Genomic DNA, 15,529 nt, shown 5'->3' with positions numbered 1-15,529 from the left:
CTCTTTCCGTGTGGGGGAGGGGGGAACGGGGGGTACGTCACTCCACGGAGTAGCCGGCAATCACGTCCGTCTGTACAGCGACGAACATGCCGTTGTCCGCGCGGACGTAGCGGGCGTCCTGCGGCATCGTCACGGTGTTGCGCGTCCGGCGCGTACGAATGTCGATCACCTCGAGCCCGGCCTTACCGATGATGTAGAGGTCCTGTTCGCCGACGAAGGCGACGCCGTAGCGGTCCGGTACGGGAGACGACTCCCAGACGAGGCTTCCCTCGGCGGCGTCGATCGCTGTGACGATCCCGCCGAAGCGCATGGTGTACAGCACGTCCCCGCCGAGGACCGGATGCGGTAGGTCCTGGGGGACGTCCTCGCCGTACTCCCACACCGTTCTTCCGTCTGTCAGACGCACGGCGATGACCTGATGGCGTTCGGTGCTGAGCCCGAAGGTATTGGCGCCCAGGTACACATGTCTCTCATCCATCACGATGCCGGCGACAAGAGGGGCATCGGGCTTGACCGCCCAGCGGAAGGAGCCGGTCGCGGCGTCGTAGCACTCGAGGCGCGCCTCGCTCTCGGAGTCGCCGACCGTCATGAGGAAGCTCCCCGCGAGGGAGCGTGCAGAGTAGAAGGACTTCAGGGCCGGGTTTTCCAAAGGGCCCAGCTCGCTGCGCCAGAGCTCCTCGCCGGAGGAGACGTCGGCGGCGACCAGATACCAGGTGGCGCGGGCATCGGTTTCCCCTTGGCCGGCGACGAGGAAGGCGGTGCCGTCCGAGACGCAGAGCAGCTTCCCGTTCTTGAGGGCGCTGTTGAAGTCGTCGAGTACCAGTACGAGTTCCAGAGAGCCGTCCGCCAGGTCCACCGTACAAAGGGTCAGTTCACTCGGATCCGGCGTGATTGCGTAGATGCGCCGGCCATCGGTTGTCACCGCACTGGCCGACACCATTTCCTTGCGGAGCCACCTGTCCTCTCCCGTCGCTACATCGACACCGATCAGGCCTTCGACTGTCGTGATCGCCAGGCAGTCACCCGCCAGCAGCGGAGCAGTGTCGACTTCCTGCGAGTTCCTCGAGATGCCCCTGGTCCAGACAGAGCCCGGCAGTTTGGGGACCCCAGAGGCAGGGGACGGCGCAGCCGTGTCCTCGGCGGCGCTTGTACCGCGGTTGTCGAGCCAGGCCCAGATGCCGGCTCCGAGCGCGATTGCGCCTGCGGCGGTTCCTCCACCGCGCTTGAGAAGCGTGCGACGGGAGACCGCGGCGCGTCCAGCGGCTGCTTCCGTGATCGGCGGGGTATGCGCCGGCTCTGGAAGCCGGTGGGGGTGGTGGGCCCACACGTCCGTGGCGCGTCGCGCGATGTCGGTCAGGAGGGCATGGGGCAGGTGGTCGGCGAACTGACCCTTCCCGTCGTGAAGTTGGGCGGCCAGCTCTCCGGTGGTGGGGCGCTCGGCGGGGTCCTTGCTGAGGCAGCGGCTGAGGACGGGCGCGAGGGCCGAGGGGAGCCCTGTGAGGTCGGGTTCGGTGTAGCGGATGCGGTAGAGAAGGTCGGCCGCCTGTCCCGTGCCGAAGGGCGGCCGGCCGGTGGCGGCGTACACCAGGACGCCGGCGAGGGCGAAGGTGTCGCCGGCGGGGGTGTGTTCCTGCCCGGTGGCCTGCTCGGGGGACATGTAGGCGGGAGTGCCCGCCGCGGCTCCGGTGCGGGTGAGGCGGTCGTCTCCCGCGGCGCGAGCGATGCCGAAGTCGATGATCTTGGGCCCGTAGGCGGTGATCATGACGTTGGAGGGCTTGAGGTCGCGGTGGACGACGTCCGAGGTGTGGAGCTGGGTCAGGGCCCCGGCGAGGGCGGCGCCGATGGCGCGGACGGAGGCTTCGGGGAGGGGCCCGCAGAGGTCGACGGCGTCGTCGAGGGGTGGGCCCAGGACGTATTCGGTGGCGAGCCAGGGCGTTTCGGCGGTGGGGTCGGCCCCGACGACGGTGGCGCCGTGGTGGCCCCCGATGATGCGGGCGGCGTCGGTCTCGAGGTGGAAACGGGTGCGGGCGGCGGGGTCCGTGGCGATGGCGGCGTGCATGGTTTTCAGCGCCAGGACGCGTCCGCCGGAGGTACGGGCGAGATAGACGGTGCCCATGCCGCCGTGACCGAGCCGGGCGAGCAGGCGGTGGCCGGCGATCTCGACCGGATCGTCGTGCGTCAAAGGGGAAAGCATCGCCGTCAGACTCCGGACATCCGACGGGCGGCACCTTGCGAAGTCCGGCCGACACGGGCCGGCGCGCGGTTCAGCCCGCGCATTGGCGCACGTTCCATCTGTGAATCCCCCCGAGGCATGGCTACGCAAGTGGAGCCTACCGGCGCACGCCGCTGCGTCCTGCTCCAGGGCATGTCCCTACCCGACACAACCCAAGCGGCACTTGGATGCAGAGATGCTGGGCGGGGCATTTGGTCTGTCCGGATTCCGTCGTAGGGTGGTTCGGTCCGACTGCCCATTGGCACGCCACCTATCGTTTGCACAGGTTCCGGGGGATTCATGTCGTTCGACACCGAGTGGTCTTCGGTCCGTTCCGAGTCGACTGCGAATGTCAGCATGCGTTTGAACCAACTGCCTGCGGAGGGGGGTGGTGGCAGCAGCACGGCCGATCTTCAGGCCAATCAGGACAAGCTGGGTGCTATTGGAAACGCCGCATTCCTCCTGCACGGCCGCTTGAACACGGTCGGGAAGAAAGCGAATGCGAGCACGTCGGAAGCGGCGACGATGATGACCGTCAACGGTTTCCGGACCGGTGCCGCGATGGCGACGGTGCACGAGACCTGGGGCTCTCAACTGCAGACGCTGCTCGATGCGTGCGCGAACATCTCGAACCATCTCGATTACAGCGCCGCGTCGCACGCGCAGGACGAGAAGGACATCGCGGCGTCCCTGAGCGTGTCGAAGATCAACGAGTACCTGAAGTAGGCGGGGGAGCCATGCTGACGTTCGACAACGTGTACCACGCTCCACTCGACAAGCTGAAGGCGTCGGTGGACGACTGGTCGAAGATGACGACCGACCTCGAGACGCTCGCCACCGACGCGGGTTCCACCATGGCGGCCAAGGCGAAGGACGACTACTGGCGCGGGGTGAACGCCGAAGTCACCAAGCCGTTCGTCGACAAGACGGCCAAGGAGTTCGACGACGCGGCGAAGGCGGCCAAGGGGATCAAGCAGATCCTCTCGGACGGGTACGAGGCGTTCAAGAAGGCCAAGGACGACCTCAAGAAGCTCATGGACACCGAGGCGCCGGCCCAGCATCTCGTCATCACCGCCCAAGGCAAGGTCGAGGCGTCGTATCCCCTCGAGAAGGACCAGGGAGCGCGGCACGACCCCGACTATCCGGAGGCGTTGCGGGCTCAGCGGGCGAAGATCGAGGCCATGCAGAAGCGTGTCGACGCGATCATCGAGACGTGCGACGACGCGGACATCGCCGTGTCCAACGCCCTCAAGGCGAACATCACCGGCGACAAGCACAACTTCAGCGCTCCGAAGTACAGCAGCATCGACGCCGAAGAGGCCCAGCGGGCGGTCGATCTCGCGAAGAAGGGCCGCGACCTCTCGCACAAGGAGCTTGAGCAGCTCAACGAGCTCCTCAAGGACAACCACGACTCGAAGGTGTTCTCCCGGACCTTCTACGACGGCCTCGGGCCGAAGGGCTCCCTGGAGTTCTTCGGGCAGCTCTCCACGGACACGTATGACTTGTCGAAGCAGGACAAGGAGCGGCTGAAGGACGTTCAGGAGCTACAGAGAAATCTGGGTCTCAACCTTGCCACAGCAACTGACCCCACTGGCAAGGATGACAAGTGGACCCAGAAGTGGGGCGACGAGATGCGCAAGCTGGGCACCGAGCGCATCCCGTTGACCAAGCATGACTACAGCGGTCCCTTCGGATATCAGTTGCTCGGCGGCATCATGCGGTACGGCAACTACGACCCGAAGTTCTTGAATCCGATCGCGGAGCATGTGGTCCAGCTGCATGCCAAAGACCCGTACATGTTCGCCGACTCGAAGGGCATGGCCGGTTACGACAAGCATCCCTTGAACCCGTCGGGCAAGAACGGATCCGGCTACGACCCGGTCGTCAGTATGTTGGAAGCGCTTGGGCACAGCCCAGAGGCCTCGAAGGAGTTCTTCTCGTCCGAACCGAAGGCGTATAACGAGGACGGCAGCTACAAGGGTGGCGCCCCGAAGGGTGCCGACGGCAAGGAAATTACGAGCTATTTTGACTACTTCACAAACAAGGACTACAAGTCCTTCCCGGACATCGTCGGGCATAATCTGGATGAAGCCAAAGAGTCGTTGAACTTCATGCCCGATGCTTTCGGGCACGCCCTGGAATCGGCGACGCTCGGTCACGCCTACGATGATCCGAACCCCAAACTCGTACGGGACGAGGCGTCCGCCGAGCTTATGGAGAAGGTCGTCGAAAAGTACGGGGGAGACCCGGAGTTCCTCAAGAAGGATCATTCGGCGCTGGCCGACAGCCTGGGCCATATGGGTGCGGGATACGTTGATGACATCAACTGGGCGTTGAACGAGAACGAATCGGACAGCCTCTACGCGCCGGACAAGAACACGGAAGCGCACGGGGTCTTCGGTCGTGACGGAGCACGCCAGTTCCTCAGCGCACTGGGTCAGTACCCGGATGCCTATGCGTCCGTCTCCACAGCTGAGCGTGTCTACACGAGCAGCATGCTTGAGGCACAGGTCGGTCCGGGCGGCCAGATCAATGAGGCGCACGCACGAGAGGTGGTGCGTACGGGTTCGGAGGTCCAAGGCATGTTGGACCAGTCGCGCGCCGACCAGGTCGAGGCTGAAGGGCTCAAGAAGGACGAGGAGTACAACAAGGCTCTTGAGAAGCGCTCTGCGTGGATCAAGTTCGGCGCCGTGGCTGCGGTCGGCGCAGGAGTAGCCTTCCTGCCGGCGACGGCGGCCGGTGCTGGTGTGGCGGCCATCCTGGTGCCCCTTGCCGTTGACACCGCGAGCGGAGCCGTTGGGGAAAAAATCGGCCAAGTGGTCGGGGACTGGACAGAGACCAAGCAGCAGGACAGCAAGGACGATATTCAGCTTCAGCGACGAGAGATTTTCAGAGCTGGAGAACTCACAGCTGAATCGCCGATGAAGCACTTCATGCAAGAGCACAACGTCGACCCCAATGGCGATTTCGGTCAGGACATGGAGGAAGCTGTAATCTCCGGTTACGGCAAGGGTATCGATCGTGAGAATCAGCAGGGTCACCGTCCCGAAACAGATGACTGAGTGAAGTGACTGGAGAAACGAACGTGCGAAGGAGCGCGGCAGCGGCGATCGCGGTGGGTCTCCTCTTGACTGCAGTGGCGTGCACGGAGGGCGGCGATCCTGAGACAGGTAAGCCTTCCGAGGGTAAAATGGTGGGCGCGGCCCGGCTGTGCGACGGCGTCTTTCGGAGCCCATCGGCTTCTAGGGCGCTGGAGACCGTGACAGGTGCCCGGGAATTCGATCCTGAAGGCACCGGAGAAGGCCTTGAGGGTGCAGCTGCAACGCTGAAGGGTGAATTCGAACAGGCGGGCGTCTCCAAGGGTTCCGAGGTTGAACTCTGTTCCGTCTATGCATCGGCCTCCTCTGACCTGGACGATGTCAGTCTTGAATTTGCGCTGGACGATGGAGAATTTCTCGACAGTTCGGAGCATGCGGATGAGCTGACGCCGTACAAGGTGGGCCGAAAGGCGCTGGCAGGCTCCAAGCGGGCTTCTCTTTACTTCGAATGTGTCAGTCCGCTCCTTGGTGAACAAGCGGCGAAGGCAGTCATTCTGCGTGGCGAGATCTCGAACAGAGATGAGCCGACCGGCGACATGAAGCAGCTGCGTGAGGCGAATTTGACGCTTCTCAACGCGGCAGCGTTTGCCCTGGCCGGGGAACTGCGATGCGAGAAGCGGGGGGGCCTTTCCGAAACCGCGACCCTTGACCGGGCTTGACCGTGCGGACCAGGCGCTGCGACAACCTCGGGGGTTCAGCCTGATCCGGCGCAGGTTCACTGTGCCTGGTCGGCGATGTCCCGCACGGCGCGGCCGTCGGTCGTAGACGGCGATGACCTGACCGGGCAGGGATGTGATGGCAAAGAGGCCTTGGACGCGACGTCTGTCTGTCGGCGCGAGCCCGGACCCGTCGGTGCTCGTCTCTGGCGGATGTTGGGCCGACGTCGGCCGAATACCGTTGATCCGGTTGATCCGCTGACTCCGATCCTCAGACCCACAGCCCCGGCGCAACGAGGGACGTACGCGCGTGGCGACGCCGTCATGCGGGAGGTGCTTCGCCGTCAGACTGCGAACGTCCGGGGCGTACGGACTTCGGCGGCCAGCACTTCCGACGACTGACGGGCGATGGCCGCCACGACCCGCCCGGGCAGCCAGCCGGGTGCCAGGAGAGCGCCGGCGGAGTCCAGGACCGTGGCCGCGGGGGCGGCGGACGACGGGGGCAGCGCGTGCAGGAGTTCGGGCGCGGTCGGCCGGGCCGCCGCGTCGCGGGTCAGGCATCGCGCGATCAACGGGCGAAGGGATTCCGGGAGTTCGTCGCTGTCGGGGACCGTGTGGCCGGTGGCGGCGTAGGCCAGGACCGCGCCCAGGCCGTGGATGTCGCCCGGTGGGCGGGGGCGCCCGCCCGCCGCCGCCTCGGGCGCGAGGCTGCCGGGCTCGAGGCCGGCCAGGCCGGTGCGGCGTTCGCCGTCCGGTGCCGCCGCGCGTGCCGCGCCGAAGCAGGTGAGGCGAGGCCCGTCCCAGGCCAGCAGTACGGAGGCGGGGGAGACGCCCGCGTGGGTGATGCCGGCCGCGTGCGCGCCCGCGAGGGTCTCGGCAAGGGCCGTGCCCAGGGCTCGGACCGTGAGTTCGGGCAGCGGACCGCCGTGTACGGCCAGGGCCACGGGCAACGGCAGCACCGGGAGATAGGGACAGGCGTACCAGGGGGCTGCGGGCGTCGGTGAGAGCTCGGTGACCGGGAGGGTCCATGGGCCCTGGAGGCGACGGGCCGCGTCCGCCTCGACGAGGAAGCGGCCGGGATCGGCGCTTTCGTGCGGCGCGCTGATCAGGACCGTGCGCTCTCCGTCCGCGCTGCGCGCGATGAAGCGCTGCTCGGGGACGGCGGGGGAGCCGGGGCCGGTCGGGTCGAGGCGGGTGAGGAGGTGGTACGTGCCGAACCGGTGCGGCCCGCCCTGCCGTGGCCGTTCCGTCTGTGCGCGTTCCATCTGCGAATCCCCCTAGACATGACAACGGCATAGGAGACTACCGGCCCTCTGTTCCGTGCCGGGCGTACGGCCGGAGGGCTCCCCCGGGGGAGGACGCCCGACCGTCACCCGCGGGCACTTCCGGTCCCGGGCGCGCGGAGGTCGGGCCTGCGCGTCCGATGGGCGGACAGAAGCCGGGCGCCGCGGCCCGGGGTGGCCCTCGGCGAGCCCGCCGTCACCGGATCGGGGTCGCCCGGGAGCTCCGTCGTCGTGGCTCGCTCGGCGGGGCCCTGGCCAATTAGCGTTCAGCACCGGGAGCAACGCGGCCGGCACCCCGGACAGGTCCGGGGTGGAATGGCGGACCCGTGGACGCGGGGGACCGCCGCGAGCCGTCCTCACTCGGGTGCGACGACGGCCGCCCCCCGGTCATGAGGGGCGGCCGTCGTCGTACCGCTGTCCGCGGAGGCCGTGACCGGATTCGAACCGGTGTAACTCGAGTTGCAGTCGAGCCCCTGAGCCACTCGGGCACACGGCCGTGTCTTCCAACTCCTCGACCGTACGGGGCCGGTGCGGCGGGCCTCAACGATCCGGTCCGTGCCGCAACACGACTGCCATACGCCGTTCATGGTCGTACGACGAAGGGACCAGTCCGGCCCCGCCGACCGACAGGGCCCAATGGTGCTCTTGCCCCTTACTCTTGAGCCCATGACCGTCCCCCTCGAGCCGAGTGACGCCGATGTCGCTCCCCGCCCGGCAGCAGCAGCCGGAGCCTTCGCCGACGACAAGCGTGACGACGAGCGTGACGACGAGCCCGGTGGCCGGCACGGCGACCCGCAGGCCGCCGGGCAGGGCACCCGGTACGAGGGGCGGCCGGACGCCGCGCCGGACGGCGCGCACGACGTCCGGGCGGACGGCACGCACCTGGGCGCGCACCACGGCAAGCCGCAAGGCAGGCAGAGCGGTGTTCTCGGTCGTGAGCACCGGGCGCTCAGCATCGGGATCGTCGCCGTCGTCTTCCTGATCGCCTTCGAGGCCACCGCCGTCGGTACGGCCATGCCGGTCGCCGCCCGCGAGCTGCACGGCATCCCGCTGTACGCCTTCGCCTTCTCCGCGTACTTCACCACCAGCCTCTTCGGCATGGTCGTCAGTGGGCAGTGGGCGGACCGCAGGGGCCCGCTCGGCGCGCTGGCGGGCGGGATGAGCGCCTTCGCCGCGGGGCTGATGCTGTCGGGCACCGCGGGTGCCATGTGGGTGTTCGTGCTCGGACGCGCCGTGCAGGGCCTGGGTGGCGGACTGGTCATCGTCGCGCTCTACGTCGTGGTGAGCCGCGCCTATCCACGGCGGCTCCAGCCCGCGATCATGGCGGCGTTCGCGGCGAGCTGGGTGATCCCGTCGGTCGTCGGGCCGCTCGCCGCCGGCACGGTCACCGAGCAGCTCGGCTGGCGCTGGGTGTTCATCGGCATCCCCGCCCTGGTCCTCCTGCCGCTCACGCTCGCGCTGCCCGCGATCCGCCGCACCGCCGCCGGACCCGCGGACGCCTCCGCGCCCGTGCCGCCCTTCGACCGGCGGCGGATCCGGCTGGCCCTCGGCATCTCGATCGGCGCCGGCTTCCTCCAGTACGCCGGCCAGGACCTGCGCTGGCTGTCCCTGCTGCCCGCGGCCCTGGGCGCGGCGCTGCTCGTACCGTCGGCGCTCGGCCTGCTGCCCGCCGGGACGTACCGGGCGGCGCGCGGCCTGCCGTCCGTGGTCCTGCTGCGGGGCGTGGCGGCCGGGTCGTTCATCGCGGCCGAGTCCTTCGTCCCGCTGATGCTGGTCACGCAGCGTGGGCTGTCCCCGACGATGGCGGGCCTGTCGCTGGCGGTCGGGGGCGCGACATGGGCGCTGGGCTCGTACGTTCAGTCACGGCCGCGGACCGAGCCGTACCGGGAACGTCTGGTGGTGCTCGGCATGCTGCTCGTCGCGGCGGCCATCGCGACCGCGCCGAGCGTGCTGATCGAAGCGGTCCCGGTGTGGACCGTCGGGGTCGCCTGGGGCTTCGGGTGCTTCGGCATGGGACTGGTGATCGGCTCGACCAGTGTGCTGCTGCTGAAGCTGTCCGCTCCCGAGGAGGCCGGGGCCAACTCGGCCGCGCTCCAGATCTCCGACGCCCTGTCGAACGTGCTGCTCCTCGCGGCGGGCGGCGCGGCCTTCGCCGCCCTCGGCGGCGGCGTGGCGGGCGCGGCCCACGCCGTGTCCGACGGCGTCTCCGGCGCCCACCCGGCGGCCTTCGCGGCGGTGTTCCTGCCGATGGCGGGAGTGGCGCTGGCGGGGGCGTGGGTGGCCACGCGGCTGCGGGTGCCCTCCCCAACTTAGTACCACAATGACCCCACCGATGGTACCGTTCTGGTATGGCCATGAACCTGCGTCTTCGCGACGACCAGACGGAAGCCCTCAAGCGGCGCGCCGAGGAGGAGGGCACCAGCATGCACGCCATAGTGCTCACGGCCGTCGACGACTACCTGGCCAGAACCGCTCACCAGGCAATGGTCCGCAAGACCGCCAAGGAGCAGGTGGCCAAGTGGTCCGAGCTGCTGGAGCGGCTCAAGTGACGTGCGTCTACAACGACGCCGAGGACGTCCTGGCCATCGCCGCTGCCGCGGTGGATGACCAGGACGTAGTGGTTCGCGACCTGGGCCTGTTGGAGTCCGCGGTGCACCGCCCATCGGCTTCCATGTTCGGGCAGGAGGCGTACACCGATCTCTTCGACAAGGCGGCGGCACTCCTCCAGTCGCTGGCGGTCAACCACCCCTTCATCGACGGGAACAAGCGCACGGCGTGGACCTCCTGCATGGTCTTCCTCGCCATGAACGACGTGCAGCTGCGCCCGGACATCGATGCGGCCGAGCGTCTGGTGATCGCGGTGTCGACCGGCCGGATGGACGAAGTGAAAGGGATCTCGGAGGCGCTGCGGGCGCTGGCCGATCCAGGCGTGTGACATGGACCGCAATGCCGCCGGGCGCTGCCCCGTCTGTCCCGGACCGCGACCGGGCCACCGGTAGGGTGGCCCGGTTGTCGTACGTAACGACGCCGATGCCGACGCCCGCGCCCCGCACCGAGAGCCCGAACCGGAGACCGTGACTACTACCGCCTCCCACCACCTCTCACCCGCCTTCCCCGGCCGTGCCCCCTGGGGCACGGCGAACAAGCTGCGTGCCTGGCAGCAGGGCGCCATGGAGAAGTACCTCCAGGAGCAGCCGCGAGACTTCCTCGCCGTCGCCACGCCCGGCGCCGGCAAGACGACGTTCGCGCTCACCCTCGCGTCCTGGCTGCTGCACCACCATGTCGTGCAGCAGGTGACCGTCGTCGCGCCGACCGAGCACCTGAAGAAGCAGTGGGCGGCCGCGGCGGCGCGGATAGGGATCAAGCTGGACCCGGAGTACAGCGCGGGACCGCTGAGCAAGGAGTACCACGGGGTCGCCGTCACCTACGCCGGTGTCGGGGTGCGCCCCATGCTGCACCGCAACCGCTGCGAGCAGCGCAAGACGCTCGTCATCCTCGACGAGATCCACCACGCCGGTGACTCCAAGTCGTGGGGCGAGGCGTGTCTCGAGGCGTTCGAGCCGGCGACCCGCCGCCTCGCCCTCACCGGCACGCCCTTCCGCTCGGACACCAATCCGATCCCGTTCGTCACGTACGAGGAGGGCAACGACGGCATCCGCCGTTCCGCCGCCGACTACACCTACGGCTACGGCAACGCCCTCGGCGACGGCGTCGTCCGGCCCGTCATCTTCCTCTCCTACAGCGGCAACATGCGCTGGCGCACCAAGGCCGGTGACGAGGTCGCCGCGCGGCTCGGCGAGCCGATGACGAAGGACGCGATCTCGCAGGCCTGGCGCACCGCGCTCGACCCGCGCGGCGACTGGATGCCGAACGTCCTGCGCGCCGCCGACCAGCGGCTGACCGAGGTCAGGAAGGGCATCCCCGACGCGGGCGGCCTCGTCATCGCCTCCGACCAGGACTCGGCCCGCTCGTACGCCAAACTGATCCGCGAGATCACGGGGACCAAGGCCACCGTCGTGCTCTCCGACGAGGCCGCGGCGTCCAAGCGGATCGAGGAGTTCAGCGAGGACGGGTCACGCTGGATGGTCGCCGTCCGCATGGTGTCCGAAGGCGTCGACGTACCGCGCCTCGCGGTCGGTGTGTACGCGACGACGATCTCGACGCCGCTGTTCTTCGCGCAGGCCGTGGGCCGTTTCGTACGGTCCCGCCGGCGCGGCGAAACGGCCTCCGTCTTCCTCCCCACCATCCCGAACCTGCTCGGCTTCGCCTCCGAGATGGAGGTCGAGCGCGACCACGCCCTCGACAAGCCGAAGAAGGACGGCGACGAGGACCCGTACGCCGAGTCCGAGAAGGAGATGGCGGAGGCCGAGAAGCAGCAGGACGAGGACACCGGCGAGCAGGACATGCTGCCCTTCGAGGCGCTCGAGTCCGACGCCGTCTTCGACCGTGTGCTGTACGACGGGGCCGAGTTCGGCATGCAGGCGCACCCGGGCAGCGAGGAGGAGCAGGACTACCTGGGCATCCCCGGGCTCCTCGAACCGGACCAGGTGCAGCTGCTGCTCCAGAAGCGGCAGGCACGGCAGATCGCGCACAGCCGCAAGAAGCCCGACGAGGAGGCCGACCTCCTCGAGCTGCCGGCCGAGCGCCGCCCGGTCGTCTCCCACAAGGAACTGCTGGAACTGCGCAAGCAGTTGAACACGATGGTCGGCGCGTACGTACACCAGAGCGGCAAACCGCACGGGGTGATCCACACCGAGCTGCGCCGGGTGTGCGGCGGTCCGCCGAGCGCGGAGGCGACGGCCGGTCAGATCCGGGAGCGGATCAAGAAGGTCCAGGAGTGGGCCACGCGGATGCGCTGACCCGGCGCCGCCCGCGCCGTACGCCACCGGACGACCGTCGTCCGGCGCCGCCGACCGCACCACGGCGGACGACGGCCGGGCCGCATCGCGCCGCGGCCGACGGCGGTCGTGCCGGCGCCAGCCCACATGGCCCGTACGGGGATCAATAACCCGTCGTTGAAGGAAGATCGCCCGGATTCTGGACGAGGGCTTCCGCTGAGCGGTGCCGGTCGCTACTGTCCCCGCAATGCAAACGCCCCGTGGCAGCGCCGCCGCGGAGCGCAGTCGGTGTGCCATGGCCTGCCGGCGGCCTCTGGGTGCGTCGCCGATGGGACCGGTGCCGCGACATCCCTTGTGAGGATCGCCGTCACTCACTCCGAAGGAGAGGGCGTCGTGACCGCGGAGACCTCCCAGACGCTCGACAGGGGACTACGTGTCCTCAAGCTGCTCGCCGATACCGACCACGGGCTGACCGTCACCGAGTTGTCCACCAAACTCGGCGTCAACCGCACCGTCGTCTACCGGCTGCTCGCCACCCTCGAGCAGCACGCCCTCGTCCGACGCGACCTCGGCGGCCGCGCCAGGGTCGGCCTGGGCGTGCTGCGCCTCGGCCGCCAGGTCCACCCGCTGGTGCGGGAGGCCGCGATGCCGGCCCTGCGCTCGCTCGCGGAGGACATAGGGGCAACGGCCCACCTGACCCTCGTCGACGGGGCGGAGGCCCTCGCGGTCGCCGTCGTCGAACCGACGTGGACGGACTACCACGTGGCCTACCGGGCCGGCTTCCGGCACCCGTTGGACCGGGGCGCGGCCGGCAAGGCGATCCTCGCCGCCCGCCAGACCAAGAGCACCGAGCCCGGATACACGCTCACCCACGGGGAACTGGAGGCGGGCGCGAGCGGCGCCGCCGCGGCCCTGGTGGGGGTGACGGGCATAGAGGGCAGCGTCGGTGTGGTGATGCTGGCAGACGCCGTACCGGAGAGGGTGGGGCCGCGCGTCGTGGACGCGGCGCGCGAGGTCGCGGACGCGCTCCGGTAGCGATCGCGGCCCGCGGACGGCGGGCCGCGGCACCGGACCCGCCGCCCGCCGACCGCGACGGGTCCGCGCCGGATAGATTGACGCCGTGCTCTCCAGTCTCACGCGCCCCCGCGCCCTCGCTCTCTGTGCCCTGCCCGTCGTGGCGCTGTTCGCCGTCGCCGGGCTGGCACCCCTGCCGTTCGTCGTCGCCCAGCCGGGCATGACCGCGGATGTGCTCGGCGAGGACCAGGGGACGCCGGTGATCACGATCTCCGGTGCGCCGACCCGCGAGACGGAGGGGGCGCTGCGGATGACGACGATCGTCGCGACGGGACCGGCCACCGACGTCGACCTCGGGGACGTGGCCGACGGCTGGTTCCGCGCCGACCGTGCCGTGCTGCCGCGCGACGCCGTCTACCCGGCGGGCAAGTCGGACAAGGAGATCGAGCGGCGCAACGTCGCGGACATGGAGAAGTCGCAGGACGTCGCCGCCCGTGCGGCCCTCTCCTACCTCGGTGAGGACCCCGCCGAGGTCAAGGTGTCGCTGCACCTCGCCGACGTGGGCGGGCCCAGCGCCGGGCTGCTGTTCTCCCTCGGCATCATCGACAAGCTCGCGGGCGACGGCGCGGGCGGCGACCTCACCGGTGGCCGCAACATCGCGGGTACGGGGACGATCAGCGCCGACGGCAAGGTCGGCGCGGTCGGCGGGGTGTCGCTGAAGACCCAGGCGGCGCGGCGTGACGGGGCGACCGTCTTCCTGGTGCCCAAGGACGAGTGCTCCGACGCGCAGGCCGAACTGCCCGAGGGAATGCGCCTGATCCCCGTGACGACGCTCAAGGGCGCGGTGGAGTCGCTGCGTTCGCTGGAGAAGGGCGGGAAGGTCCCGAGCTGCTGAGGTCCGGACCGTCGGTCTTGGCCCCCGGGCTCCCGTCGGCGACGCCGTCGGCCTTCGGACCCGGACCGCCGTCGACGACGCCGCCGTCCGCGGGCGCCGCGTCCATCTCGCGCCAGCGCGGGAACACCGCCGGGGCAAGGGTCGTCAGGAAGTACAGCCCGCCCAAGGTCAGCAGCGCCGTCGCCAGGCCCGCCTGTTCGATGAGGTAGCCGGCCGCCAGGCCGCCGAGCGGTGTGGTCATCAGCACCCCGGCGGTGCTGGCGCTCGCGACCCGGCTGCGCAGCCGCTCGGGCACGCGCTCGTACATCACCGTGGTCAGGATCGGGTTCAGCATCCCGGCCGCCAGCCCGCCCGCCGCCATGGTCACGGCGAGCGGCACCGTGCCGTCCACCAGCGCCGCCACGACGAACCGTGGCAGGCCGCAGATCAGGAACGCACAGGTGAAGAGCGTCCACCGGCGGAAGCGGTGCCCGACCGCCGCGTACAGCAGGGCTCCGAGCAGTGCGCAGCCCCCGAAGGCGGCGACCAGCAGACCGAGGTCACGGGCGCCGTCCAGGTTCTCCTTGGCGTGCACGGGCAGCAGCACCGAACTCCAGCCCTGGTCCAGGCCGTTGGTGACCATCACCATCAGTACGACGCCGAGCAGCAGCCGGGCGCGCAGCAGGAAGGCGTAGCCCTCGCGCAGTTCGGCCCGGTACGCCGTGAAGGACACCCGGGGCGCGTCCCGCCGTGGTTCGGCGGCGGCGACCCGCCGCAGCCCCAGGCGGATCAGCAGCGCGGAGCCGCAGAAGGTGGCCGCGTCGACCAGCAGGACGGCCTCCGCGCCGATCAGGGCGATGAGTACGCCGGCGAGCGCCGCGCCGGACATCCGCGCGCCGCGCGAGACGGCGTCGAAGAGGCTCGCGGCCCGCGACAGGCTGGTTCCCGCGACCCGGGCCAGGTCGGGCACGAGCACGTAGCGGGCGGTCTCGCCGGGGGCGTGGAACAGGCCCGTGACGGCCATCAGCGCGCACAGCATCCAGAACCGGAGCGCTCCCGCGTAGTGCAGCAGGGGGATCGCGGCGAGGGTGAGGGCGCAGACGAGGTCGGTGACGATGCTGACGCGGCGCCGGCCGACGCGGTCGATGACCGGGCCGCCGGCGATCGCGGAGATGACGACCGGCAGGGTCGCGCAGAAGGCGACCAGGCCGGCCTTGGCGGGGCTGCCCGTGGTCTGGAGGGCGAACCACGGTACGCCGATGAGTGTGAGCGAATTGCCGGTGATGGAGACGGCGTTGGCGGCCAGCACGGCGGCCAGCGGTCCGCGCCGCCCCCGCGCGGCCACGGCCGCGGCGGTTCCCCCCTGCCCGCTCATGCGAGACGGGTCGTGCACCGGGCCTGCGCGGGCGGCTGCCGCAGCAGCCGCATCCCCCACTCGACGAGGGCGAGGCCCAGTCGGGTGCGCAGCCGTTCGCGTGGCACGTGGCCGGTGGCCGCCGCGCGCAGTTCACCGGCGCGCAGCTCGTGCAGTGTCAGATGTATGTCGGTGTGCAT

The 15,529-nt window shown here is 69.7% G+C and carries 13 protein-coding genes and 1 tRNA gene; 9 read left to right on the top strand and 5 right to left on the bottom strand.

Features of this window, described 5'->3' with window-relative positions:
* Positions 1 to 37 precede the first annotated feature (37 nt).
* Complete coding sequence (locus ACWGH4_RS01665) at positions 38 to 2,194, bottom strand: protein kinase domain-containing protein (RefSeq protein ID WP_453454389.1); 2,157 nt, start codon at positions 2,192 to 2,194, stop codon at positions 38 to 40.
* 318 nt (positions 2,195 to 2,512) lie between these two features.
* Here ACWGH4_RS01665 and ACWGH4_RS01660 point away from each other — a divergent pair, with 318 nt between their 5' ends.
* The 3 genes from ACWGH4_RS01660 (at position 2,513) to ACWGH4_RS01650 (ending at position 5,969) form a co-directional block, all read left to right on the top strand.
* On the top strand, positions 2,513 to 2,938 hold the full coding sequence (locus ACWGH4_RS01660; protein WP_441265480.1) for a hypothetical protein: 426 nt from the start codon (positions 2,513 to 2,515) through the stop codon (positions 2,936 to 2,938).
* 11 nt (positions 2,939 to 2,949) lie between these two features.
* Entirely contained in the window at positions 2,950 to 5,274 is a 2,325-nt protein-coding gene (locus ACWGH4_RS01655) for a hypothetical protein (RefSeq protein WP_453454387.1), read from the top strand.
* 197 nt (positions 5,275 to 5,471) lie between these two features.
* Positions 5,472 to 5,969: a hypothetical protein gene (locus ACWGH4_RS01650; protein ID WP_453454386.1), complete on the top strand. Its 498-nt coding sequence runs from the start codon at positions 5,472 to 5,474 to the stop codon at positions 5,967 to 5,969.
* A gap of 341 nt (positions 5,970 to 6,310) precedes the next feature.
* Here ACWGH4_RS01650 and ACWGH4_RS01645 read toward each other — a convergent pair whose 3' ends face one another.
* Together ACWGH4_RS01645 and ACWGH4_RS01640 are read right to left on the bottom strand one after the other, a co-directional pair.
* Positions 6,311 to 7,231, bottom strand: coding sequence for a serine/threonine protein kinase (locus ACWGH4_RS01645; RefSeq protein ID WP_453454384.1), 921 nt, complete (start codon positions 7,229 to 7,231; stop codon positions 6,311 to 6,313).
* 442 nt (positions 7,232 to 7,673) lie between these two features.
* A tRNA-Cys gene (locus ACWGH4_RS01640) sits at positions 7,674 to 7,745 on the bottom strand.
* 170 nt (positions 7,746 to 7,915) lie between these two features.
* On the opposite strand from ACWGH4_RS01640, the gene ACWGH4_RS01635 reads away from it, so the two are divergent.
* The 6 genes from ACWGH4_RS01635 to ACWGH4_RS01610 all read left to right on the top strand — a co-directional run bounded on the left by ACWGH4_RS01635 (position 7,916) and on the right by ACWGH4_RS01610 (position 13,996).
* Positions 7,916 to 9,562 carry an MFS transporter gene (locus ACWGH4_RS01635; protein ID WP_453454382.1) on the top strand — a complete coding sequence of 549 codons (1,647 nt, stop codon included), beginning with the start codon at positions 7,916 to 7,918 and terminating at the stop codon, positions 9,560 to 9,562.
* 35 nt (positions 9,563 to 9,597) lie between these two features.
* Positions 9,598 to 9,798, top strand: coding sequence for a CopG family transcriptional regulator (locus tag ACWGH4_RS01630; protein ID WP_453454380.1), 201 nt, complete (start codon positions 9,598 to 9,600; stop codon positions 9,796 to 9,798).
* The gene (locus ACWGH4_RS01625) at positions 9,795 to 10,184 is read left to right on the top strand and encodes a type II toxin-antitoxin system death-on-curing family toxin (RefSeq protein ID WP_453454378.1); all 390 of its coding nucleotides are present in this window, start codon (positions 9,795 to 9,797) and stop codon (positions 10,182 to 10,184) included. Before ACWGH4_RS01630 ends, ACWGH4_RS01625 begins: the two co-directional genes overlap by 4 nt.
* Before the next feature lie 139 nt (positions 10,185 to 10,323).
* Positions 10,324 to 12,108: a DEAD/DEAH box helicase gene (locus tag ACWGH4_RS01620; RefSeq protein ID WP_307706666.1), complete on the top strand. Its 1,785-nt coding sequence runs from the start codon at positions 10,324 to 10,326 to the stop codon at positions 12,106 to 12,108.
* 372 nt (positions 12,109 to 12,480) lie between these two features.
* The gene (locus tag ACWGH4_RS01615) at positions 12,481 to 13,122 is read left to right on the top strand and encodes a helix-turn-helix domain-containing protein (RefSeq protein ID WP_441265488.1); all 642 of its coding nucleotides are present in this window, start codon (positions 12,481 to 12,483) and stop codon (positions 13,120 to 13,122) included.
* An 85-nt stretch (positions 13,123 to 13,207) separates the two neighbouring features.
* The gene (locus tag ACWGH4_RS01610; RefSeq protein ID WP_453454375.1) at positions 13,208 to 13,996 is read left to right on the top strand and encodes a YlbL family protein; all 789 of its coding nucleotides are present in this window, start codon (positions 13,208 to 13,210) and stop codon (positions 13,994 to 13,996) included.
* On the opposite strand, the gene ACWGH4_RS01605 is transcribed toward ACWGH4_RS01610, so the two are convergent.
* Together ACWGH4_RS01605 and ACWGH4_RS01600 are read right to left on the bottom strand one after the other, a co-directional pair.
* Positions 13,935 to 15,350 (bottom strand): MFS transporter, encoded by a 1,416-nt coding sequence (locus ACWGH4_RS01605; protein WP_453454373.1) that lies wholly within the window; start codon positions 15,348 to 15,350, stop codon positions 13,935 to 13,937. The two genes, ACWGH4_RS01610 and ACWGH4_RS01605, sit on opposite strands and share 62 nt — an antisense overlap.
* A complete protein-coding gene (locus tag ACWGH4_RS01600) occupies positions 15,347 to 15,529 on the bottom strand; it encodes a hypothetical protein (RefSeq protein ID WP_453454372.1) in 183 nt (60 codons plus the stop codon). Before ACWGH4_RS01600 ends, ACWGH4_RS01605 begins: the two co-directional genes overlap by 4 nt.

Source organism: Streptomyces sp. NPDC054847, assembly GCF_053610925.1.
This window is presented reverse-complemented; position numbering and strand designations above follow the sequence as displayed.